Consider the following 21,518-nt stretch of genomic DNA (forward strand, 5'->3'; position numbering starts at 1 on the left):
CGCAGGTATTATTTCCCGCCCGGTCGACTAGCCGAGCGCGTTGAGCGCCGCCACCAGCGTCCTGGCCTGCACGTTCACGTAACGGCCGTGCCGCAGCAAATCGGTCAGCTGCCCCACGGTGACCCACGCGTACTGCGGTGGCACATCCGTCGGGAATGAATCGTCCGCCTCGACGACCAGATAGTCGCTTTCGGTGTCGAGGAACCGTCCGCCCTCCTCGGAATGCACCGTGGAGTAATGGATTCTCGACTTCTCCGCGGACAGCACGTGGTCGAGGAACGGCGGCCGTTCGGCGTCGTGGTAGTTGCCCGGCACGCACTGCACCGTCGGCCCCAGCTCCACGGTGTCGAGGAACCCGCCCTCCAGCCGCGCGTGCACCAGCACGTGCAGCACGCCGGCGAACTGCTTCACGATGAACGCCGCGACTCCCCTGCCGTGCTGTTCGAACAACGGCTGCGTCCAGCTGGTCACCTCGCGGTTGCCCGCGATCGCCCGCACGGCCACGCACCGGAAGAACTTCCCGTCCTCGCGGCTGATCTCGTCGTCGGTGCGGACCCAGCCGGGCACCTGGCCCAGCGGCACGCGCGAGACGTCGATGTCGTGGTCTGCGCGCTGCCCGGTGAACCAGCTCAGCACGTCCGGTGTCGCCGACAGCGCGCCGGCGTGCGGGTCGCGGGAGGCGAGCAGGGCGGACTGGAACTCGGTGGCGGGCTCGCCGAAACCGGGCGCCGGCAGGCACGAGAGCACCGTGCGCGAGTCCATGTTGACGAGGTTGTCCCTGTGCAGCAACGAGTTCACCTGGCCGAGCGTGAGCCAGACGAAGTCGTCGTCCGCGGGGACGTCCTCGGTCACCTCGACGACGATGTTGCGGTTGCTCTTGCGGTAGAACCACGACCCGTGCTCGGACTGCAGCACGTCGACGATGACGCGGCCGCGCTGGGCGCCCTCGGCGAAGTACTCCAGGTACTTCACCTTGGCGCCCTTGTGCACACGGGTGTAGTTCGACTTCGTGGCCTGCACGGTCGGCGAGAGCTGCAGCAGGTTCGGGTTGCCCGGCTCCATCTTCGCCTGCATCAGGCAGTGCAGGACGCCGTTGAACTCCTTGACGAGGATGCCGAGCATCCCCACCTCCGGCTGGCGGATGATCGGCTGGCTCCACGACCGCGTGGGCGTGTCGACCTTGAGGCCTTCGACGGTGAAGAACTTCCCGCTCTGGTGCCGGATGTTCCCCGTGTCCTCGTCGGTGTACCAGAGGTCGAGGTCGGCGAACGGGATGCGCTCGACGCGGAACGCGTTGGCGAGCCAGCGTTCCGTGAGCCACAGGTCGAAGTGCTCGGTCTGCAGGAACGCCCCCTGCTCGGTGGCGGCGGACTTCGCGAGCCTCGTGGGGAGGTCGATGTCCTCCCGCCTGCGCAGCTCCGTGGTGGACGGTGGCACGGCAACCTCCCTGAGGGACTCCTCGACTCCGAAACGGTGTCCGCGCCCGCTGGAGTACGGATCGGGAAGTGGCGGAGGAAAAGGCCTTCGAGCAGGTCGCGAGCCATTCGCCATGAGGTGTTCCCACCATCGGGCGACCAACGTCGATTCGCTTTCCGAAAGGTCCCCACCGTGTCGAGCCAAGTAGCGAGTTCGTCGAGACTCCCGTCGCTGACGGGCATGCGGTTCGTCGCCGCGGCAATGGTCTTCGTCTTCCACGGCAGCCTGGAGTTCCTGTTCTCCACCCCGGAGATCGGCTTCCTGTACATGCTCGGGACGAGCACCGCCGGGTTCGTCGGCGTGTCGTTCTTCTTCATCCTCAGTGGATTCGTGCTGACGTACTCGGCACGTCCCGGTGACACGAAGGGGAACTTCTTCCGACGGCGGTTCGCCAAGATCCTGCCCAACCACGTCGTCACGTTCGTCGCGGCGATCGTGCTGCTGCTCGTGTTCCGCCAGGCGGTCGACCCGGCCTCCGCCGTGGCGAACCTGTTCCTGCTGCAGGCGTGGGTCCCGAACTACGACGTCCTGCTGTCCGGCAACGGTGTCGCGTGGTCGTTGTCCGTCGAGGCCCTGTTCTACCTGTCGTTCCCGTTCCTGCTGGTGCTGGTCAACAAGATCCGCCCGTCGCGGCTGTGGCTGTACGCCGGCGGCGCGGTCCTCGCGGTGCTGCTGGTGCCGCTGGTCGCCAAGCTCGCACTGCCGTCGGCGCCGGTCTGGCCGTGGGGTCCCGCTTCCTACACGCAGATCTGGTTCGTCTACAACTTCCCGGTCTCGCGCCTGTTCGAGTTCGCGCTCGGCATGATCCTGGCGCGGATCGTCATGACCGGGCGGTGGATCGGCCTGGGCGTCAAGTGGGGCGTCGCGCTCGCGGTCGTCGGGTACGTCGCCTCGCTGTTCGTGCCGTTCCTGTGGGCGTTCACCGGCGCCACCGTCATCCCGCTGGCGCTGCTGATCCCGGCGGCTGCCGTCGCGGACGTCAAGGGGCGCAGGACGTTCTTCGCGCGGCCGAGCATGGTCTGGCTGGGTGAGGTGTCGTTCGCGTTCTACCTCGTGCACCGGCTGGTGCTGACGTACGGGCACTGGGCGTTCGGCACGGAGATCAACGCGTTCGGCGGCTTCGGTGGCAAGGCGTGGTCCTCGCCGGTCGCCCTGGCGTTCCTGGTGGCGGCCTTCGCGGTGTCCCTGCTGCTCTCCTGGGCGCTGTTCGCGTGGGTGGAGACCCCGTTCATGCGACGCTTCGGCCGCACGCCCGTGAAGCCGCTGCAGACCTCTCCCCAGGAGGACGTTGTTGCCGCGGTTCGCTAGTCGCCTCACACGAGAAGGGCCCGCCGGGAGCAACCGGCGGGCCCTTCTCGTTGTGGCGCTTGGTGTTACCAGGTGACGGGCATCTCGTAGACGCCGTACATGACCGCGCCGTCCTTGTACTGCAGCTCGTTCCACGGCTTGGCGAGCTTGAGGGTCGGGATCCGCTGGAACAGCTTGGTGAGCACGACGGTGAGCTCGACACGGGCGATCTCGGCGCCGATGCAGTGGTGCACGCCGTAGCCGAACGCGACGTGGTTGCGGGCGTTCGGGCGGGTGATGTCGAACTTGTCGGGCTCGGGGAAGGTCTCGGGGTCGCGGTTGGCGGCGCCACCGCAGATGATCATGCCCTCGCCCTCCTTGATGGTGACGGGGCCGGCGTCGATGTCGGCCAGTGCCACCCGGGAGGACGCGAGGTCGCCAGGAGTCAGGTAGCGCAGCAGCTCCTCGACCGCGTTGGGCGCGAGACTCCAGTCGTTCTTCAGCTTCTCCAGCTGGTCGGGGTGCTCCAGCAGGGTCATGGCGCCGATCGCGATCATCGCGGCGCTGGTCTCGTGGCCGCCGTTGAGCAGCAGGCGGACCAGGTTGACGAGCTCGCGGCTGTCGTAGAGACCGGCCTCGTGGAAGCGGACGACGATGCGGCTGATCAGGTCCTCGCCCGGCTCCTTGAGCTTCTTCTCGAGCAGGCCGGCCAGGTAGCCGTTCAGCTCGGTGATGGCGGCCATCCGCACCTCGGCGGAGGACTTGCCACCGAACAGCTTGTCGGTGCGGTCGTGCAGGTAGTCGTGGTCCTGGTGCGGGATGCCGAGGATCTCGCAGACGATCGTCAGCGGCACCGGCAGCGCGAGCGCGGTGACGAGGTCGACCGGCCCGCCCTGCTCCAGCATGGCGTCGATCCGCTCGTCGACGATCTGCTCGATGCGGGGCAGCATCGCGCGGACGCGCTGCTTGGTGAACTCACCGGAGACCGCGGCCATCCGGCGGTAGACCGTGTGCTTGGGCGGGTCCCAGCCGATGAACGAGCCCTCGGTGCGGAACTGCGGCGGGATGTCGATGTAGTACGGGAAACCCTCGTGGCCGCGGTCGGAGCTCGCGTTGGGCTCGGTGAGGAGCTTGCGCACGTGCTCGTAGCTCGTGACGACGTACGCCTCGCGACCGGTGCGGAGCCCGACCTTCGCGATGGGGGTTTCCGGCCGGAGCTGCGCGTATTCCTCCGGGGGCTGGTACGGGCACTTGCGGTGCCAGGGGAAAGGCGTCAGCTCTGTCTCGGCGTTGGTCATGGCGGTTCCCTTCTCGTCAGCCGCGCTTGACCGTGCCAGCCGCGCGTGGAGATGCCCTGGATGTCCGCTGGACCGGCTTCGAGGGCACTTCGAGGTGCCGTCCGTAACGTGCCCACGCATGAACGTCACCGAGTTCGAGGTCACCGTCCCTGAGTCCTCTGTGGACGATCTGCGCACCCGTCTGTCGCTGACCCGCTGGCCCGACGCGGAGACGGTGCCCGACTGGTCGCAGGGCGCGCCGCTGTCCTTCGTCCGCTCGCTCGCGGAGCACTGGGAGCACAAGTACGACTGGCGTGCCGTCGAGGCGAAGCTCAACGCGCTGCCCCAGTTCCGCGCCGAGATCGACGGGCTGGGCATCCACTTCCTGCACGTCCGCTCGCCGCACGAGGACGCCACGCCGTTGCTGCTCACGCACGGCTGGCCCGGTTCGGTGCTGGAGTTCCTGGAGGTGATCGAGCCCCTGACGAACCCTGCCGACCCCGCGGACGCGTTCCACGTCGTCGTGCCCTCGCTGCCGGGCTACGGGTTCTCCGACAGGCCGGCCGAGACCGGGTGGGGCGTCGAGAGGATCGCGCGCGCCTGGTCGTCGTTGATGACCGGCCTGGGCTACGAGCGCTATGCCGCGCACGGCGGCGACTGGGGTTCGTTCGTCACCGCGGAGCTGGGCCACGTCGACGCGTCCAGGCTGATCGGCATCCACCTGACGATGGTGTTCGCCGGGCCGCCCGAGGCGCAGGTGGAGCTGACCCAGCGCGACTACGCCGGACTGGCGGCCCTGAAGGAGTTCCAGGCTCGCGAGGCCGGTTACTCGGCCATCCAGATGTCCAAGCCGCAGACGATCGGCTACGGCCTGCAGGACTCGCCCGTGGCACTGCTGGCGTGGATCGCGGAGAAGTACTACTCGTGGACCGACCACGACCGCGCGTTCGAGGAGGTCGTGCCCGTCGACAAGCTGCTCGACGCGGTGTCGATCTACTGGTTCACCGGCACGGCGACGTCGGCCGCGCGGCTGTACTGGGAGTCGCACAACAAGGTCCCGATGCACCAGGTGTCCGTGCCGACCGGCGTGACGATCTTCCCCAAGGACGCGCGCATGCCGAAGGCGTGGATCGAGGCCAGGTTCACCGACCTGCGCTACTGGAACGACGCCGAGGTCGGCGGGCACTTCCCCGGCATCGAACGCCCGGACGTCCTCGTCCAGGAGCTCCGCACCTTCTTCCGGCACGTGCGCTGAACGCACGAAGAAGCCCCTTCCCGGTCGTCGGGAAGGGGCTTTCGCGTTCCTCAGGCCGCGGTGCGCAGGTCGAAGCCGGGGACCGCGACCATCTCGGGCCGGATCGGGCAGTTCGCCGCGAGCAGCCGCCGCGCGAGGACGTGGTCGACGGGCTTGTTGACCGACTCGACGCCGAGCAGCCTGTCTCCCTTGAAGCAGAACACCGAGAACGCGCCGGACATCGCATCGCCGGTGACGACGACCTTGTCGTGGCCGTCGGTGACGCCGGCGATCTGCACCTTCATCGCGTACTGGTCGCTCCAGAACCACGGCACCTGGGCGTGCGGCTCCGCGGATCCCGTGATGACCGCGGCGACCGTGCTGCCCTGGTCCACCGCGTTCTGCACGCACTCCAGCCGGACCTGCTCGGCCCCGTGGTGGAACCGCGCGCAGTCACCGATCGCGAACACCGCCGGGTCGGAGGTGCGCAACCACGGGTCGACCACGATCCCGTCGTCCACGGTCAGCCCGGCCTCCCGCGCCAGTTCGACGTTCGGCACCACGCCGATGCCCGCGACCACGACGTCGGCGGGCAGCACCGTGCCGTCCGCGAGCACGACCTCGCCTTCGCGCACCTCGGACACGGTGGCGTTGAAGAGGAACTTCACGCCCCTCCGCCGATGCACCTGCACGACGTGCCCGGCCGTCTCCTCGGACAGAACCCTTGCCAGCGCACGGGGTTGCGCCTCGATGACCGTGACGTCGCATCCGGCCTCGCTCGCCACGGCGGCGTACTCGAGCCCGATGAACCCGGCGCCGATCGCGACCACGTGTCCCTTGGGACGGGCGAGGTCGGCGTCTGCGACGGTGCGGATCGTGTGCGCGCCGGGGATCGGCCGCGGTCGTGAACCCGTTGCGAGCACGAGGTTCTCGTAGCCGACCGCGCGGCCCGAGTGCAAGGTGACGCTTCGTGCCGCGCGGTCCACGGAGACCACCGGGTCGTCGAGCACGAGCGTGATGTCGTGCTCGGAGTAGTAGGTCTCCGGGCGGAACACCAGGTCGCCGAACCCGATGTCCCCCTGCAGGTAGGCCTTCGTGAGCGGAGGGCGCTGGTAGGGCAGCACGCCCTCGTCGCCGATCAGCGTGATGGCGCCGCGGTGTCCCCGTTCCCGCAGGGACACCGCGGCCTGGCATCCCGCCTGGCCCGCACCGACGATGACGATCGCACCGTCGGTCATCAGTAGTTCCCCAGGCCACCGCAGACGTTGAGCGCCTGCGCGGTGATGGAGTTCGCGGTCTCCGTGGTCAGGTAGGTGACCAGGCCGGCGACCTCCTCGGGCGTGGAGTAGCGGCCGAGCGGGATCTTGGCGTTGAACTTCTCCAGGACGTCGTCCTCGGTGATGCCCCAGTGGTTGGCGTAGCCCTGGCGCACCTTGCCGGCCATCGGCGTCTCGACGTAGCCGGGGCAGACGGCGTTGACGGTGATGCCGGTCTTCGCGAGCTCCAGGCCGACGGCCTTGGTGAAGCCGACGACACCGTGCTTCGACGCGCTGTACGGGGAGGCGTAGATGACGCCCTGCTTGCCGCCGGTGGACGCGATGTTGATGACGCGGCCCCAGTCGCCCTGGTTCATCTCGCCGGTGGACAGGACTTCCTTGGTGACTCGGAAGACGCTGTTCAGGTTGGTGTCGATGACCTCGGTCCAGATGTTCTCGTCCAGCGTGGCGATCTCGCCGCCACCGCCGCGACCGGCGTTGTTGACGAGGATCTCGATGCGGCCGAACGTCTCCACGGCCTTGGCGACGGCCCTGCGGATGTCCTCAGTGGACTTCACGTCGCAGGTCGTGCCGTCGGCCTCGTACCCGTCCTCGCGCAACTGCTTGACCGTGGACGCGACGTTCTCCGCGTCACGGGCGACGACGAACACCGCGTGGCCCGCCGCGCCGAGCGACTCCGCGACGGAGAGGCCGATTCCGCTGGTTGCGCCCGTGACGAAGGCGACCCGTCGAGTCATGGTTCAACGCTCCTCAGAGTTGCTTCTCGGGAAGGTGCACGACGAGCCCGTCCAGCTCCTCGGAGACCGGGATCTGGCAGCTCAGCCGGCTGTTGTCCTGACGAGGGCTGGCCGTCACGCACAGCAGCCCGTCCTCCAGGTCGTGCATGGCGGGCAACGGCTTGGTGTTGTCCTTGTCCACGTAGATGTGGCAGGTACCGCACGTCGCGCCACCGCCGCACTGGGCGAGGATGCCCTCGACGCCGGCGAGCTTGGCACCCCGCATGATCGAGTTGCCCGGCTCGACGTCGACGACCGACGACGTCCCGTCCGGGTGGACATAGGTGATCTTGGCCATCGCGGTGTCTCCCCACGGAAATCGGCTCGCCGGACTCCGATCACAGTGCCGATGGCGTCTGGGGATCCCCTGGAACTCCCCTCGAACGCGTTCGAGACCTCCTCTAGGCCGCTTTGCGACTCTCACAACCCGACGCAACCGACGCGGAGGTCTTACCGTGCCCGACGCACTGCACGAGTTCTACGAACAGCGACCGGAATGGTCGGCGCCGTCGGCGGAGGACGGCCTCGAACGCGCCACCATCTCGGTGCCGCGCGACTACGACGACCCTCAGGGCGTCCAGCTCACCATCGCCGTCTCCCGCCTGCGCGCGACGGACCCCGCCAAGCGCCGCGGTGTGCTGCTCTCGGTCAACGGCGGCCCCGGCGGCGACAACGGCGAGGGCCTCAGGCTGCCGCTGGAGTTCCCGGCGGAGGTGCGCGAGGCCTACGACCTGATCGGCTTCGACCCGCGCGGCATCGGCGAGTCCACCAAGCTCTACAGCGAGGTCGCGGTGCCGGTGGCGCCGTTCGACTCGCGGCCGCCGGACTCGCTCTTCGAGCAGATCGCCGTCGACATGCGCGAACGCGAGCTGGCGTGCGCACGAGCGGGCGGCGACCTGCGGCAGCACATCACCACCCGCAACATTTCACGGGACATGGACGTCATCCGCGGCGTGCTGGGCGAGGAGCAGATCAGCTTCGTCGGCTACGCCTACGGCACGCTGGTCGGCGCGGTCTACGGGTCGATGTTCCCCGCGCACCTGGACCGCAGCGTGCTCGACTCGTGCGTGAACCCGAACTGGACGTGGCGCGAGCAGTTCGTCACGCAGGCCGAAGGCGTCTACCGCAACGTGCAGAAGTGGGCGCAGTGGACCGCCGAGCGCAACGTCCACTTCGGACTCGGCACGTCCGCCGCCGCCGTGCTGGAGACCGTCGAGGAGGTGGTCTCCGCGCTGGAGGAGTTCGGCGCGATCCACCTGCGCACGCTGTTCGACGGCGCCGTCGGCACGCGCGCCACCGACCGCGCGCAGTGGGACTCGCTGGGCTACCTGGTCGGCGACCTGCGCAAGGCCGAGGACGTGGCGACCGCCCAGCAGCTGATCGCGGGCAACGGCACGTGGCGCCCGCAGGACACGACCGGTGAGCTCCGGATCGGTGTGCTGGAGGCGATCACGATGGAGACGGAGTGGCCCTCGGACCTCGACGTCTACTTCAACGACATGCGCCACCACCGCGAGCACCACCCGTACGGCTTCGGCGTGCTGCGCGCCCAGCCGTGGGTCGGCGCGTTCCGCACGTTCGAGAACCTGGAGGAGCCGACGTACCTCAAGCGGATCGGCTACCCGGTGGGGCTGTGCGTGCAGGCTGACGGCGACCAGTACGACCGCTACGAGGGCGGTGTCGCGATGGCCGAGCGCCTCGGTCACCACCTGGTCGTCATCGAGGACTCCGGTGACCACGAGGTGTACGCGTTCGTCGGCAACAAGGCGCTCGACGACATCGTCAACGCCTACCTCGTCGACGGCGTGCTGCCGGGCGAGCGCGTCACCGTGCCGGGTTCGACCCCGCGGCCGGACATCCCCGCGGATGCGTGAGACGCAAGAGAAGGGGCCCGGATCACCGGGCCCCTTCTTCGTTTCCCCGTTTATCGCGCCGCTTCCCTGACCTCGTCCACGAGCCGGGCCAGCTCCACCGACTCACCGGAGGTGGGCCCGCCGGTCCTGACCGCGGACACGAAGCTGCGGGCGGCGTTGGTGTACTGGTCGTCCGGTTCGAGCACGACCTCCTGGCCGCCGAGCGACACGATCGGCGTGAGGTCGGCCGGCGGGGCGTAGGCGCGGTCGACGGTCACGTGGCTTTCGCTGCCCCACACCGTGTAGTTCGCCCGGTAGGAGTGCTCCATGCCGAACGTCAGGTGGGCCGTGACGCCGCCGGGAGCACCCAGCAGCACCGAACCCGAGACGTCCACGCCGTACGTGCTGTCGACCTTCAGGCTCGCGCCGAGCACCCGCAGGCCGGGGCCGAGCACCAGCATCGCCGCCTTGAGCGGGTAGACGCCGACGTCGAGCAGCGCGCCGCCGGCCAGGTCCTTGCGGTACCTGATGTCCCCGGACGGACGCGGCGGGATCGTGAACGCCGCCTCGAACGACCGCACCTCGCCGACCGCTCCCCCGGTGACGAGCCTGCGCACCTCGTGGTGCTGGGAGTGGAACGGGAACAGGAAGTTCTCCCGCAGCACGAGCCCGCACTCCCTGGCCTGCGCGACCAGGTCGGCGGTCTCCTCCAGCGACGGCGTGACCGGTTTCTCTGCCAGCACGTGCTTCCCGGCCCGCAGCGCGCGTTCGATCCACACCGCGTGGTGCGCCGCGGGCAGCGGCACGTACACCGCGTCGAGGTCCATCCCGAGCAGCTTCTCGTACCCGGTGACCGCCTCGCAGCCGTAGTCGGCCGCGAGTTTGCCGGCCTTCTCGGCGTCCCTGCTCGCGACCGCCACGATGTCCACTTCGGACACCCCGGCGAACGCGGGCAGCATCCTGCGCCGGGCGATGTCGGCACAACCGACCACGCCGAGTCTCACTCGCCGATCAACGCTGCTGGCCATGTCCGCGCCACCGCCGTCTCGTACCGCAGCGCGACGTGACTCGACGCGCTGACGATGTCCCGCCAGAACCGTTGCAACGGCGAGTTCTCGCTGAAACCGCTGGTGCCGGCGGCCCGCACGAGGGTGCCGACCGCGTCGACGAGGCTGTCCGCGGTGAAGGCGGCGTTGCGCTCGCAGCGCGCCATCAGCCTCGGGGTGAACGTGCGCTCGTCGAGCACCTGGGCGTTCTGCTCCACCAGGAACCGCGCGGAGTCGATCTGCGCGGACGCCCGGCACAGGTCGACGCCCTGGGTCGTGTTGACCTTCTTGCCGCTCATGGCGTTCGTGGCCGCGGTGAGCGCCCCGTAGGCCGCACCGACCGCAGGACCGACGAACGTGAGCCCGCCGACCGCCTGGAACGGCACGTTGTGCGCCGGCAGGTCGCTCGTGGCGTTCCTGCCGGAGATGAAGTCCGCGCGCAGGAACGACAGGTGCTCCGGCACGAAGACGTCGTCGACGATCACGTTGTGGCTGCTGGTGGCGCGCATGCCCGCGTTGTCCCAGCCCTCGACGACCGTGAAGTCCTTGCGCGGCAGTGCGAAGAACCGCGCCTCGGGCTCACCACCGGTCGCGACCATGCCGCAGACCAGCGCCCAGTCGGCGAAGTCGACGCCGCTGACGTACGCCCAGCGGCCGCTCAGCCGGTGGCCGCCCGGTGCCGTCGTCGCCTTGCCGAGCGGCGGCTGCGCGGTCACGACGAACGTGTCCTCACCGGCGCCCCACAGCTCGTCGTGGCCGAGCTGCGGCAGGTGCGTGGCGTAGCGGGCGGACAGCGCGGTGAGCGAGGCGCACCACGCCGTCGAGGCGCAGCCCTCACCGACCGCCATGACGGCCTGGGTGAGCTCCGCGAACCCGCCTTCGTTGCCGCCGTGGGACTTCGCGACGAAGTGCCGTGCGAAACCGGCCTCCCGCACGGCCTCCACGACCTCGGGCGCGAGCTTGCGCGTCCGGTCGGCCTCCTGAGCGTGCTCGGCGGCGAGCGCGCCCACCTTCTCCGCGACCGGAACGAGACCGGTGTCGCTCATGCGGCCCCCTTCTGCGCCGCCGCGGCGATGGCGACCGGCGAGGGCTCGTCGCGGTGGATCGTGCGGGACTTCGCCTGCAGCCCGCCGTCGACGCGGACGAGCACGTCCTCGATGAAGAACGTGGGCTCGAACGTGACGTTGCCGGCCTTGTCGGTCCTGGTGACCAGCGAGCAGTACGAGACGTTGATCGTGTTCTCGTCGACCTCTTCCATCAGGTAGTGGTCGTTCCAGTGCCGCACGGCCCCGTTGGCGTAGCGCGGCAGGGCGGCGTTGGCGCCCGCGATGAGCTGGGCCCTGCCCACGACCTTCTCGCCGCGGTGGGCGTGGTCGGTGATGCCGTCGACGGTGAAGGTCGCCGCGTACCCCTCGATGTCGAGTGCATCGAGCAGCCGCATCTGCAGCGCGTAGAAGGTCTTCACCTCGATGTAGGTGGTCACGCTGACTGGGGACACTACGACTCCCTCCTCCTGTGATCTGTGTCATCGACGATCCACACAGGTGGTGGAAGCCCGGTGGAGGACTTCTCGTTCGAGGCCGCTTCTAGTTGCGGTGCAGTGGTTTCGCGGAAGCTGGGTCCGATTTGTCCATCACACCTGGAGGGCTCATGTCGGAGGCAACTCCCGATGTCGCCAAGTCCGTCACGGTCGAGTGCTCGATCGAGCAGGCGTTCGCGATCTTCGCGGAGCACCCGCTCGACTGGTGGCCGGAGAAGCACGTGTTCGTGAAGGACCGTCGCTCCATCACCATCGAGCCCGCCGTGGGCGGCCGCTACTACGAGACCGGTGCCGACGGCGAGGAGATCGCCTGGGGCACGATCACCGAGTGGGACCCGCCGAACCGTCTCGTCATGACCTGGCGCGTCGGCCCCGGCTGGCAGCCGATCTACGAGGACACCAAGGCGTCGTTCATCAAGGTGGACTTCGAGGCCACCGGCCCGAACACCACGAAGGTGACGCTGACGCACGCCGACCTGGACCGCCACGGCCAGCCGCTGGCCGGGCAGATCTACGGCGCGCTGAACGGCCCCAGCCCCGGCGACACGCTCGCCAAGTACGCGACGGCGGTTCTGAAGCACACACCCGCGAAGGTGTGACCCCGCCCGCGTGAGAAGGGCCCGCTCTCGGTGTGAGAGCGGGCCCTTGTCGTTGTTCGGGGTGCGCGACTCCTGACGTGTGGCCCGCACAACTCTCGTTGTGCGGCTCAACGACTCTCCTCCACACACAACTCGTGTTGTGCGGCAACACGAAGAGGCCCACCACCCCCGGAGGCGGGGAGTGGCGGGCCTCTTCCTCAGGCGCCGATCTGGTTCCGTGCGTGGTCGGCGACGGCCACGACGCTCTTCACGTCGACCAGCCGGGAAAGCTGCTTCACCAACTGGTCGGGAGAACGCCCGGCCGGCAGGGCCACCACCACGTCCATTCTGGACACGTCGCCTCGCTCGGTGGGATCGAGGCTCAGCGACTCCACGTCGACGCCGCGGCTGGAGAACAGCACCACGACCCTGGCCAGCGCGCCGGGGACGTTGCGCAGCACCATCGACAACACATGTCTGGTCATCACAGGTCCTCGGTGAACAGGGGCTTGAAGTCCCGCACGGTCATGATCTCGTCGTTGCCGGTTCCCGCGGCCACCATGGGCCACACCTGGGCGTCCTCGCCGACGACGAAGTCGATCACCACCGGCCGGTCCCTGATCTCCATGGCTCGCAGGATCACGTCGTCCACTTCGGACCGTTCCTCACACCGCAGCCCGGCGCATCCCAGCGCCTCGGCCAGGGCGACGAAGTCGGGCACGCGCCGGTGGGTCGACAGGCCGGTGTTGGAGTAACGGCCTTGGTAGAACAGGGTCTGCCACTGGCGGACCATGCCGAGGTTGCCGTTGTTGATGACGGCGACCTTGATCGGGATGTTCTCCAGCGCACAGGTGACGAGCTCCTGGTTGGTCATCTGGAAGCAGCCGTCACCGTCGATCGCCCACACCGCCCGGTCGGGCACGCCGCACTGCGCGCCCATCGCGGCGGGCACCGCGAAGCCCATGGTGCCGAGACCGCCGGAGTTGATGAACGAGCCCGGCCGTTCGTACCCCACGTACTGCGCCGCCCACATCTGGTGCTGGCCGACGCCGGAGGTGTAGATCGCCTCCGGCCCGACGAGCTTGCCGATGCGCTCGATCACGTGCTGTGGCGCGAGTTTCCCGTCGGGCGGCCAGTCGTAGCCGAGCGGGAACCGGTCGCGCAGGCCGTCGAGGTACGCCCACCACGAGGTGAGCACCGGGGCCTGGCGCACGGCCGCGTTCAGCGAGACGAGGACGTCCTTGCAGTCGCCGACGATCGGGACGTCCGCCTTGCGGTTCTTGGAGATCTCGGCGGGGTCGATGTCGGCGTGGATCACCGCGGCGTTCGGGGCGAACAGGGAGAGCACGCCCGTGACGCGGTCGTCGAAGCGGGTGCCGAGCGCGATCAGCAGGTCGGCCTGCTGCAACGCGGCGACGGCGGGCACCGTGCCGTGCATGCCCGGCATGCCGAGGTGCTGGCGGTGCGAGTCGGGGAACGCGCCGCGGGCCATCAGCGTGGTGACGACGGGGATGCCGGTGCGTTCGGCGAACGTCCGCAGCTCCGCGGCGGCGCCGGCGCGGACCACTCCCCCGCCGATGTAGAACACCGGGCGGCTCGCGGACGTGATCAGGTTCGCCGCCCGCCTGATCTCACCGGCCGCGGGCGTCGTTCTCGGGGTGGGGACGGGAGGTGCCGGCGTGTACGTGGTCGTGGCGCTCAGGACGTCCTTCGGGATGTCGACGAGCACCGGACCCGGCCTGCCCCCGGCGGCGAGTGCGAACGCCTCGGCGATCACGGCCGGGATGTCCTCCGGCTCGGTCACCTGGAACGCGTGCTTGGTGATCGGCAGGCAGATGGAGCGGATGTCGGCTTCCTGGAACGCGTCCGTGCCGATCACCGACCTGTTGACCTGGCCGGTGATCGCCACGACCGGCACGGAGTCCATGTAGGCGTCCGCGAGCGGGGTGACGAGGTTCGTCGCGCCGGGCCCCGACGTCGCGACGCACACCCCCACCCTGCCCGTCGCCTGCGCATACCCCGACGCGGCGTGCCCTGCGCCCTGCTCGTGCCGCACGAGCACGTGCCGGATCTTCGTCGAGTCCAGCAGCGGGTCGTACGCGGGCAGGATGGCCCCGCCGGGAATGCCGAAGATCACTTCACACCCGGCGTCCTCGAGCGCTCGGACCAGCGAGCTCGCACCGGTGACGGTATCCACGATCTGGCTTCTCCCCGATCGAGTGCGGATCAACCGGCGAGCTGACGCTCCAGCTGAAGTGCGGACGTCGGACCGTTCAGCGTCGGCTCGGAGCTGAGGATCGCGCACTGCAGCTGGCGCAGGCGCTCCGACGGCTCCAGGCCGAGCTCCTCGATCAGGGTGTCGCGCAGCGACTGGTAGGCCTCCAGGGCGCGCCACTGACGGCCGGCCCGGTAGAGCGCGAGCATGTACTGCGCGCACAGGTTCTCGTGCATGGGGTGCTGCGCGGTCAGCACGGACAGCTCGCTCAGCAGCGACTGGTGCTTGCCCAGCCTCAGGTCGGCCTCGATCCGGGACTCCAGGACGCCGAGCCGCGACTCCTGCAGCCGCGTGACCTCCATGCCCAGCCGGACACCGATCTGCACGTCCACGAGCACCGGCCCGCGCCACACGTCGGTCGCCGACCGCAGCAGCCGCGACGCGGACTCCAGGTCACCGACCTCCAGCGCGCGCTGTCCTGCGACGGCGAGACGCTCGTAGCTGCGCACGTCGATGGTCTCCGGCGCGACGTCGAGCATGTACCCGCCGTAGCGGGTGACCAGCACGTTCTTGGCGGCGCCCGCACTTCCCTCCGGCAGCGCCGCCTCGATCCTGCGACGCACCTGGAGCACGTATGTCTGCAGTGTGGTGAGGGCGCTTCGCGGCGGAGTGACGCCCCACAGCTCTTCGATCAGAGTCGGCACGGTGACGACGTGCCCCGCCTGCAGTGCGAGCAGAGACAGCACCTGACGCGGCTTCACCGCGCTCGGCGTGATCGAGATGCCGTTCTCCCTTGCCTCCAGCGGTCCGAGAACTTTGATCTCCATGGTGGGAGCCCTCCCCAGTTCCAGTTTCAGCGGCGGCTTGCTGTTGTCGTGACATCAAGTTCACCTGAGTCGGGCTATCGGACGCCACGTAGCGCGGCACGAGTCGAAGATGGCGAACTACCGCTGCCCGCGTGAGATATTCACGGGGCCGGACGCACCCAAACAAATCCTATCGGTAACCACTTGAACACCCGTCGTGATCAGCACGAAAAATACTCGTCCTTTTGAGCGAAGCTTGCCGAAAACGGTAACTTCCGCAGTTCCGCCTGTACCGATTCAGAACATGATCCGCACCGGGTCGTTGCTGTCTAGCATTTGCCTTGGGGTTCGCCGAGTGGCCGGACGAGCGAGCTCGGCTCCTTTTGGGGGAATCGTGAATGAGTCGCCTGAACCGCCGCGCCCCGGCAGGATCGTCCAGGCGCCCGTAGTGGTTGCGGCAGTGGGCATCTGCCTGGCCGATCTGGCGCATCTGCTTCTGAGCGACCGGGAAGCGACCCATTCCGCCATATATGTCATCTCATTGACCTTGGTTCTCGCTCTGCAGGCACTCCAATTCAGCCATCTGAACGCGTCCGCTCATCACCTCGCACTGGCAACACAAGCAGTGCTCACATTCGTGCCGTTCCTGCTGGTCGGACACATGTGGGCCGCGGTGCCGGGCCTGGTAGCCGGCAACGCGCTGGCGCTCTTCCCCCGGTTCGCGGGCTGGACCGCGTTCGGGCTGACGGTCGCGGCGACGTGCCTCCTGCAGACCCCGGCCCTGCTGCCCTGGTCACTGGGGTCCTCACCACTGGAGGCCGCGATCGCGACGACGGCGACGGGCCTGCTCATCTCCGGCTACGCGTTCCGCCCGCACGCCCCGCCCGAGCCCGTCGCCCAGCCCTCTCCCCCGGTGGACGAGCCCCAGCGCCTGGCCCGCGACCTGCACGACCTGCTCGGCTACAGCCTCAGCGCGATCAAGCTGAAGAGCGAACTGGCCCACCGCCTGACCCCGTCGCAGCCGGACCGCGCCCAGGAGCACCTCGCCGATATATTGGATATCGCGGGCAGGGCCCTGTCCGACGTGCGCTCACTGGCGCGCAGCTACCGCCGCCTGTCGCTGTCGGACACCTCGGACTCGGCGAAGACCATGCTGGCCGCCGCGAACATCGACGTCCGCGTCGAGCTCGACCAGACTCCGCTGCCGGAGGAGATCGAGACGGTCCTGGCCACGGTCCTGCGCGAGGCCATCACCAACGTCCTGCGCCACAGCGACGCCGAGAACTGCGCGATCACCGTCCGGCAGGCCGACGGCACGGTGAACCTCGACGTCGTCAACGACGGCGCCGCCGACCGCCCGATCTCGTCTGACTGCAACGGCGTCCGCAACCAGGCCGAACGCGTCCAGGCGGCGGGCGGCGTCTTCCTCGCCCACCACGTCGGCTCCGACCGCTTCCACGTCCACGCGTCGATCCCGACGGCGACCGCCGCCGCCTGAACCAGCCGGAATCAGAACCAGCCGGCCTTGCGCGCGATGCGGACCGCGTCGACCCGGTTGCGGGCGTCGAGCTTCGCCGTCGCCGCCGTCAGGTAGTTGCGGATGGTGCCGACGGACAGGAAGAGCGTCGAGGCGATCTCCATGGCGTCGGCGCCGTCGGAGGCCAGCCGGAGCACCTCCAGCTCGCGCGGCGTGAGCGGGCACTCGTCGGTGTCCCACGCGGACAACGCCAGTTGCGAATCGATGACCCGGCGGCCGATGGACACCCCGCGGATCGCGTCGGCGAGTTCGTTCACCGGAGCGTCCTTGAGGATGAATCCGTTCACGCGGGCGTTGAGCGCGCGGCGCAGTGTTCCCGGGCGGCCGAGACTCGTGAGGATCAGCGTCCGAGTGCCGGGCGCGGTGTCGTGGATGACCGTTGCCGCCGAAAGGCCGTCCATACCGGGAAGGTCGATGTCGAGCACGGCCACGTCCGGTTGGCTCTTTGCCACCGCGGGCACGATTTCGTCCCCGGTAGCCACCGAGGCGACGACCTCAATATCCGGTTCAAGGTTCAACAAGGCAACCAATGCACCGCGGACCATTTGCACGTCCTCGGCGAGTAAGACCCTGATCATCATCAGCCCCCTTGCGCGGTCCCCCCTGCCGACTTTCCGAGTTTTACACTCGGTCACCGCGCCGGACAAGCATTTGAGCTGAGCCTACTTTTTACTACTCCGAATGCGCTACTCCCAATTTGCAACACCTATAGGCTGATGACGTCCAGTCACTGCGCGCTGACAGATAGACACGACTCCGGCCTCGCACGAGCGGAACTCCAGCGAACCGGCATAGCCGCAATAACCTCCGCGCATCACAACCGTGAACAGGACAACCGGCCCGGCCGATGGACATCGGCCGGGCCGGGACTCCCGCGATTCACTCAGCGGGTCTCGCCCCACCGCTCCAGCAGTTCGAGACCGCCGTCCACGGTGATCACCTGTCCCTGGATCCACGCGGCCTCGTCCGCGCACAGCAGCGCCACCGCGTTCGCCACGTCCTCGGGCAGCGTCACGCGGCCGGACGGGCTCTTGATCGCGAGCCGGTCCACGAGCTCCGGGTCGATGTTCATCGGGCCGTTGTCGACCACGGTCGTCACGACCGCGTTCACCGCCACCCGGTACCAGGCCATCTCGAGCGCCAGCGTGCGGATCACGCCGTGCACCGGCGTCACCGTGTAGCCGGCGACGACGACGCGGCCGCCGTCGACGAACGCCTTCGCGAGCGGTTCCACGAGGTTCAGCAGCGGCGTCAGGTCCGGCGAGACCGCGTGGTGCACGAAGAGGTCGAGCCGCCCGCGGTCCTGCTTCACCTGCTCCAGCAGCACCCGCACCGCGTGCTCGTCGTGGACGTCGAGCGGCACCACGGACGCCGAACCCGGCTTGCCGCCGAGCACGAGCAGAGCGCGTTCGGCGTCGACGTCGCCGGGGGACGTGGTGATGATGACGTGTGCGCCGTTGTCGCAGAGCTTGCTCGCGATGGCAAGGCCGAGACCGTGCGTTCCCGACGTGACCAGTGCGATCTTGCCGTCGAGTCCCAGGCGCGTGTTGACAGGTTCGATCATGATGCTGACCACCTCGTTGTCCGCGTGGTGATCGACGTTCCGCCCGGCCGCTAGGGCCGAACTCGACTACTTCTTGCGCAAACCCTCCAAAACGCGCAGGATCGCGCGTTCGACCTCACGTCCGGTGCGCTTCGGATCGGACGAGCTGGCGATGGTGCTCGCGCCCGCGGACAGTGCTCCGAACAGCAGCCGCGCCATGATCTCCACCGGCGCCTCCTCGATCTCGCCGGCGTCCACGAGCAGCTGCACGGCCGTGCGGAGGAGGCCGAAGCTGAACTGCTCCTCCGCCTCGCGCCAGCGCTCCCAGCCCATCACGACCGGCGCCTCGTGCACGATGATCCGCTGGTACTCGGGTTCCAGGCACTTGCGGACGTACGCGCGCAGACCCGCGACGGCGGTGTCCCACGCGTCGCCCTCCCCGGTCACGACGGCGGTCAGCGACTCGATGGACCTGGTCTCGACCTGGGTGAAGGCCGCCTCGAACAACGCCTGCTTCCCGCTGAAGTGGTGGTAGAGCGCACCCTTCGTCACGCGAGCGCGCTTGACGACCTCGTCGAGCGAGGTGCCCGCATATCCGCGCTTGGTGAACAGGTCGACGGCGCTGTCGACGAGCGCCTGCCTGGTCGACTCCGAGTACTCGGAACGTCGTGTTCGCACGCACGAAACGTATCTCACATACCGGCGGTACGTACCGGTGGTATGGTCGTGTCATACCGAGGGTATGCGAGAAACCGGGGGTACGAGACATGGGCTGGGCAGACCACTACCGCCGTCGTGACGCGCTCGACGCCGTCCTGAACGACGCCCGCCGCGACCCGTCCGCGCCGCTGATCGTGGATCCGGACGTCTTCGGCTCGCTGCGGGACCTGCTGCTGGCGCTCGACCACCGCTGGCAGAACAAGCTGACCGCGCGCATGGAGAACGCCGGGCTGAACGGCGCCGTGGACGAGGACCGCGTCCGCGCAGAACTGGCCGCGGACGAGCCCGTGTTGCGAGCGGTGCTGGACGCACACCTTCCGCTCGACAGTTACCGGGCGGTAGGAATGACTCCATGAGTCGTTGGACCGAAGCCGACATCCCCGACCAGACCGGCCGCACCGTCCTGGTGACCGGCGCGAACTCCGGTCTGGGCCTGCGCACCGCCCAGGTGCTCGCGGCCAAGGGGGCCCACGTGCTCATGGGCTGTCGTTCGGTCCAGCGCGGGGAGACCGCGCGTCAGTCGGTCCGGGGCTCGGCCGAGGTGCTCGAACTGGACCTCGCCGACCTCACATCCGTGCGCGCGGCCGCGGAGAAGGTCGAGCAGCTCGACGTCCTGATCAACAACGCGGGCATCATGGCCGTCCCGAACGGCAGGACGATCGACGGCTTCGAGCGCCAGTTCGGCACCAACCACCTGGGTCACGCCGCGCTGACATGGCTCCTGCTGCCCGCGTTGAGGCAACGTCCGGGCGCACGCGTCGTCACCGTCTCCTCTCTCGCGCACCACTACGGCTACATGGACTTCGCGGACCCGAACTTCGACCGCCGCCCGTACACGTTGCGCGGCTCCTACGGCCAGTCGAAGCTCGCCAACATCCTGTTCGCGCGCGAGCTTGAACGCCGCGCGCCGGACGTGACGTCGATCGCGGCACACCCCGGCCTGACGGTCACCGAGCTGACCAACAACATGGCTGAGGCGCACAGGTCCGTGGTCCTCCGCATCGGCGGCAGGATCAGCCACCTGTTCTCGCAGTCCGTCGAGATGGGCGCGTTGCCGCAGCTCTACGCGGCGACGTCACCCGAGGCGGGCGGCGGTCAGTACTACGGCCCCGGCGGCTTCAACGAGTTCCGCGGCCACCCCACCACCGCGAAGACGAGCGCCGCCGCACGCGACGAGCTGGCCGCGAACCGCCTCTGGGAGCTCACGACCAAGCTCACCGGAATCGCTCCAGACCTTCCGTAGGGCACCGGCGTCCTCGGTCAGGGCTCCTGACCAGGGCTGGCGTGACCCCGGACACTTGATCGCGGGGCGTAGGGTGATGACGTGACTGTGGTACCTGAGGGTCGGAAGCTGCTGCGGCTCGAGGTCCGCAACAGCCAGACACCGATCGAGAAGAAGCCGTCTTGGATCAAGACGCGCGCGAAGATGGGCCCCGAATACCGGGAGCTCAAGGGTCTGGTCAAACGCGAGGGCCTGCACACGGTCTGCGAAGAGGCCGGCTGTCCCAACATCTACGAGTGCTGGGAAGACCGCGAGGCCACGTTCCTGATCGGCGGCGAGCAGTGCACCCGGCGCTGCGACTTCTGCCAGATCGACACGGGCAAGCCCGCCGACCTCGACCGCGACGAACCGCGCCGGGTCGCCGAGTCGGTCCAGGCGATGGGCCTGCGCTACTCCACGGTCACCGGCGTCGCCCGCGACGACCTGGCCGACGGCGGCGCGTGGCTGTACGCCGAGACCGTCCGCCAGATCCACGAGATGAACCCCGGCACGGGCGTCGAGCTGCTGATCCCGGACTTCAACGCGGTCCCCGAACAGCTGGCGGAGGTCTTCGAGTCCCGCCCCGAGGTGCTCGCGCACAACCTGGAGACCGTCCCGCGGATCTTCAAGCGCATCCGCCCTGCGTTCCGCTACGAGCGGTCCCTCGACGTGATCACCCAGGCCCGCGAGTTCGGCCTGGTCACCAAGTCGAACCTGATCCTCGGCATGGGCGAGACCCCGGACGAGGTCACCGAGGCGCTCTCCGACCTCCACGACGCGGGCTGCGACATCATCACCATCACCCAGTACCTGCGCCCGTCGCCGCGGCACCACCCGGTCGAGCGCTGGGTGAAGCCCGAGGAGTTCGTCCAGCACAAGGAGACGGCCGAGGAGATCGGCTTCCTCGGTGTGATGGCGGGCCCGCTGGTGCGCTCCTCGTACCGCGCGGGCCGCCTCTACGCGCAGGCGAAGCAGAAGCGCGGCGAGGACCTCGCGGAGAACCTCCAGCACCTGCTGACGGTGTCGGCGTCCCAGGAGATCACGAGCCTGCTCGCCCCGCGCTAGTCACTCCGGACAGCACAGAAGCCCAGG

General features: G+C 68.8%; 22 protein-coding genes. 8 read left to right on the top strand and 14 right to left on the bottom strand.

From position 1 onward, the window contains the following. Nucleotides 1-27: 27 nt before the first annotated feature. A complete protein-coding gene (locus ACFWN2_RS24780) occupies nt 28-1,437 on the bottom strand; it encodes an NDP-hexose 2,3-dehydratase family protein (protein WP_382431072.1) in 1,410 nt (469 codons plus the stop codon). A gap of 171 nt (nt 1,438-1,608) precedes the next feature. Here ACFWN2_RS24780 and ACFWN2_RS24785 point away from each other — a divergent pair, with 171 nt between their 5' ends. Beyond that, a complete protein-coding gene (locus ACFWN2_RS24785; protein ID WP_382431074.1) occupies nt 1,609-2,784 on the top strand; it encodes an acyltransferase family protein in 1,176 nt (391 codons plus the stop codon). Between the two features lie 65 nt (nt 2,785-2,849). Here the strand turns inward: ACFWN2_RS24785 and ACFWN2_RS24790 are convergent, their stop codons facing one another. After that, a complete protein-coding gene (locus tag ACFWN2_RS24790) occupies nt 2,850-4,061 on the bottom strand; it encodes a cytochrome P450 (RefSeq protein ID WP_382431076.1) in 1,212 nt (403 codons plus the stop codon). Between the two features lie 118 nt (nt 4,062-4,179). Between ACFWN2_RS24790 and ACFWN2_RS24795 the strand changes: the two genes are divergently transcribed. Beyond that, on the top strand, nt 4,180-5,295 hold the full coding sequence (locus tag ACFWN2_RS24795; protein ID WP_382431078.1) for an epoxide hydrolase family protein: 1,116 nt from the start codon (nt 4,180-4,182) through the stop codon (nt 5,293-5,295). Nucleotides 5,296-5,345: 50 nt separating this feature from the next. Here the strand turns inward: ACFWN2_RS24795 and ACFWN2_RS24800 are convergent, their stop codons facing one another. Genes ACFWN2_RS24800 through ACFWN2_RS24810 form a run of 3 tightly spaced genes read right to left on the bottom strand, consistent with a single transcriptional unit; the run spans nt 5,346 to nt 7,625 of the window. Then, nucleotides 5,346-6,512, bottom strand: coding sequence for an NAD(P)/FAD-dependent oxidoreductase (locus tag ACFWN2_RS24800; protein ID WP_382431080.1), 1,167 nt, complete (start codon nt 6,510-6,512; stop codon nt 5,346-5,348). Further along, a complete protein-coding gene (locus ACFWN2_RS24805; RefSeq protein ID WP_382431082.1) occupies nt 6,512-7,288 on the bottom strand; it encodes an SDR family NAD(P)-dependent oxidoreductase in 777 nt (258 codons plus the stop codon). The genes ACFWN2_RS24800 and ACFWN2_RS24805 overlap by 1 nt, the downstream gene beginning before the upstream one ends. A gap of 13 nt (nt 7,289-7,301) precedes the next feature. Continuing rightward, nucleotides 7,302-7,625 carry a 2Fe-2S iron-sulfur cluster-binding protein gene (locus ACFWN2_RS24810; protein ID WP_253320801.1) on the bottom strand — a complete coding sequence of 108 codons (324 nt, stop codon included), beginning with the start codon at nt 7,623-7,625 and terminating at the stop codon, nt 7,302-7,304. Between the two features lie 157 nt (nt 7,626-7,782). On the opposite strand from ACFWN2_RS24810, the gene ACFWN2_RS24815 reads away from it, so the two are divergent. Continuing rightward, entirely contained in the window at nt 7,783-9,201 is a 1,419-nt protein-coding gene (locus tag ACFWN2_RS24815) for an alpha/beta fold hydrolase (RefSeq protein WP_382431085.1), read from the top strand. A 50-nt stretch (nt 9,202-9,251) separates the two neighbouring features. Here ACFWN2_RS24815 and ACFWN2_RS24820 read toward each other — a convergent pair whose 3' ends face one another. The 3 genes from ACFWN2_RS24820 to ACFWN2_RS24830 are packed head-to-tail and all read right to left on the bottom strand — an operon-like array spanning nt 9,252 to nt 11,724. After that, the gene (locus tag ACFWN2_RS24820) at nt 9,252-10,184 is read right to left on the bottom strand and encodes a Gfo/Idh/MocA family protein (RefSeq protein WP_382431087.1); all 933 of its coding nucleotides are present in this window, start codon (nt 10,182-10,184) and stop codon (nt 9,252-9,254) included. After that, the gene (locus tag ACFWN2_RS24825; RefSeq protein ID WP_382431089.1) at nt 10,181-11,272 is read right to left on the bottom strand and encodes an acyl-CoA dehydrogenase family protein; all 1,092 of its coding nucleotides are present in this window, start codon (nt 11,270-11,272) and stop codon (nt 10,181-10,183) included. The genes ACFWN2_RS24820 and ACFWN2_RS24825 overlap by 4 nt, the downstream gene beginning before the upstream one ends. Next, complete coding sequence (locus ACFWN2_RS24830; RefSeq protein ID WP_382431091.1) at nt 11,269-11,724, bottom strand: nuclear transport factor 2 family protein; 456 nt, start codon at nt 11,722-11,724, stop codon at nt 11,269-11,271. The genes ACFWN2_RS24825 and ACFWN2_RS24830 overlap by 4 nt, the downstream gene beginning before the upstream one ends. A gap of 152 nt (nt 11,725-11,876) precedes the next feature. Between ACFWN2_RS24830 and ACFWN2_RS24835 the strand changes: the two genes are divergently transcribed. Beyond that, the gene (locus ACFWN2_RS24835) at nt 11,877-12,365 is read left to right on the top strand and encodes an SRPBCC family protein (protein WP_382431093.1); all 489 of its coding nucleotides are present in this window, start codon (nt 11,877-11,879) and stop codon (nt 12,363-12,365) included. A 197-nt stretch (nt 12,366-12,562) separates the two neighbouring features. Here the strand turns inward: ACFWN2_RS24835 and ilvN are convergent, their stop codons facing one another. From ilvN to ACFWN2_RS24850, 3 genes are read right to left on the bottom strand one after another with little or no spacing between them, the layout of a single operon-like run. Further along, nucleotides 12,563-12,829, bottom strand: coding sequence for an acetolactate synthase small subunit (ilvN, locus tag ACFWN2_RS24840; RefSeq protein ID WP_382431095.1), 267 nt, complete (start codon nt 12,827-12,829; stop codon nt 12,563-12,565). Further along, entirely contained in the window at nt 12,829-14,541 is a 1,713-nt protein-coding gene (locus ACFWN2_RS24845; protein ID WP_382431097.1) for an acetolactate synthase large subunit, read from the bottom strand. Before ACFWN2_RS24845 ends, ilvN begins: the two co-directional genes overlap by 1 nt. A 29-nt stretch (nt 14,542-14,570) precedes the next feature. Continuing rightward, entirely contained in the window at nt 14,571-15,386 is an 816-nt protein-coding gene (locus ACFWN2_RS24850; protein WP_382431099.1) for a BTAD domain-containing putative transcriptional regulator, read from the bottom strand. Nucleotides 15,387-16,002: 616 nt separating this feature from the next. Between ACFWN2_RS24850 and ACFWN2_RS24855 the strand changes: the two genes are divergently transcribed. Beyond that, on the top strand, nt 16,003-16,863 hold the full coding sequence (locus ACFWN2_RS24855; RefSeq protein ID WP_382431101.1) for a sensor histidine kinase: 861 nt from the start codon (nt 16,003-16,005) through the stop codon (nt 16,861-16,863). 11 nt (nt 16,864-16,874) lie between these two features. On the opposite strand, the gene ACFWN2_RS24860 is transcribed toward ACFWN2_RS24855, so the two are convergent. The 3 genes from ACFWN2_RS24860 to ACFWN2_RS24870 all read right to left on the bottom strand — a co-directional run bounded on the left by ACFWN2_RS24860 (nt 16,875) and on the right by ACFWN2_RS24870 (nt 19,123). Beyond that, entirely contained in the window at nt 16,875-17,480 is a 606-nt protein-coding gene (locus ACFWN2_RS24860) for a DNA-binding response regulator (protein WP_382431196.1), read from the bottom strand. 305 nt (nt 17,481-17,785) lie between these two features. Further along, entirely contained in the window at nt 17,786-18,466 is a 681-nt protein-coding gene (locus tag ACFWN2_RS24865; RefSeq protein WP_382431103.1) for an SDR family NAD(P)-dependent oxidoreductase, read from the bottom strand. A gap of 66 nt (nt 18,467-18,532) precedes the next feature. Beyond that, a complete protein-coding gene (locus ACFWN2_RS24870; RefSeq protein WP_089922434.1) occupies nt 18,533-19,123 on the bottom strand; it encodes a TetR/AcrR family transcriptional regulator in 591 nt (196 codons plus the stop codon). Nucleotides 19,124-19,212: 89 nt separating this feature from the next. On the opposite strand from ACFWN2_RS24870, the gene ACFWN2_RS24875 reads away from it, so the two are divergent. From ACFWN2_RS24875 to lipA, 3 genes are all read left to right on the top strand, one after another. Further along, nucleotides 19,213-19,521, top strand: a complete 309-nt coding sequence (locus ACFWN2_RS24875) for a hypothetical protein (protein ID WP_382431106.1) — start codon at nt 19,213-19,215, stop codon at nt 19,519-19,521. Next, entirely contained in the window at nt 19,518-20,408 is an 891-nt protein-coding gene (locus tag ACFWN2_RS24880; protein WP_382431108.1) for an oxidoreductase, read from the top strand. Before ACFWN2_RS24875 ends, ACFWN2_RS24880 begins: the two co-directional genes overlap by 4 nt. Nucleotides 20,409-20,489: 81 nt before the next feature. Continuing rightward, on the top strand, nt 20,490-21,491 hold the full coding sequence (gene lipA, locus ACFWN2_RS24885) for a lipoyl synthase (RefSeq protein ID WP_382431110.1): 1,002 nt from the start codon (nt 20,490-20,492) through the stop codon (nt 21,489-21,491). Nucleotides 21,492-21,518 lie beyond the last annotated feature (27 nt).

Origin of the sequence: Lentzea sp. NPDC058436 (genome assembly GCF_042721515.1) — a bacterium.
Lineage (GTDB): Bacteria > Actinomycetota > Actinomycetes > Mycobacteriales > Pseudonocardiaceae > Lentzea.

Coding starts and splice junctions, on each gene's coding strand:
- ilvN (WP_382431095.1), bottom strand. CDS start 12,829: ATGACCAGACATGTGTTGTCGATGGTGCTGCGCAACGTCCCCGGCGCG.
- ACFWN2_RS24805 (WP_382431082.1), bottom strand. CDS start 7,288: ATGACTCGACGGGTCGCCTTCGTCACGGGCGCAACCAGCGGAATCGGC.
- ACFWN2_RS24810 (WP_253320801.1), bottom strand. CDS start 7,625: ATGGCCAAGATCACCTATGTCCACCCGGACGGGACGTCGTCGGTCGTC.
- ACFWN2_RS24800 (WP_382431080.1), bottom strand. CDS start 6,512: ATGACCGACGGTGCGATCGTCATCGTCGGTGCGGGCCAGGCGGGATGC.
- ACFWN2_RS24875 (WP_382431106.1), top strand. CDS start 19,213: ATGGGCTGGGCAGACCACTACCGCCGTCGTGACGCGCTCGACGCCGTC.
- ACFWN2_RS24850 (WP_382431099.1), bottom strand. CDS start 15,386: ATGGAGATCAAAGTTCTCGGACCGCTGGAGGCAAGGGAGAACGGCATC.
- ACFWN2_RS24795 (WP_382431078.1), top strand. CDS start 4,180: ATGAACGTCACCGAGTTCGAGGTCACCGTCCCTGAGTCCTCTGTGGAC.
- ACFWN2_RS24865 (WP_382431103.1), bottom strand. CDS start 18,466: ATGATCGAACCTGTCAACACGCGCCTGGGACTCGACGGCAAGATCGCA.
- ACFWN2_RS24790 (WP_382431076.1), bottom strand. CDS start 4,061: ATGACCAACGCCGAGACAGAGCTGACGCCTTTCCCCTGGCACCGCAAG.
- ACFWN2_RS24825 (WP_382431089.1), bottom strand. CDS start 11,272: ATGAGCGACACCGGTCTCGTTCCGGTCGCGGAGAAGGTGGGCGCGCTC.
- ACFWN2_RS24880 (WP_382431108.1), top strand. CDS start 19,518: ATGAGTCGTTGGACCGAAGCCGACATCCCCGACCAGACCGGCCGCACC.
- ACFWN2_RS24860 (WP_382431196.1), bottom strand. CDS start 17,480: ATGATCAGGGTCTTACTCGCCGAGGACGTGCAAATGGTCCGCGGTGCA.
- ACFWN2_RS24835 (WP_382431093.1), top strand. CDS start 11,877: ATGTCGGAGGCAACTCCCGATGTCGCCAAGTCCGTCACGGTCGAGTGC.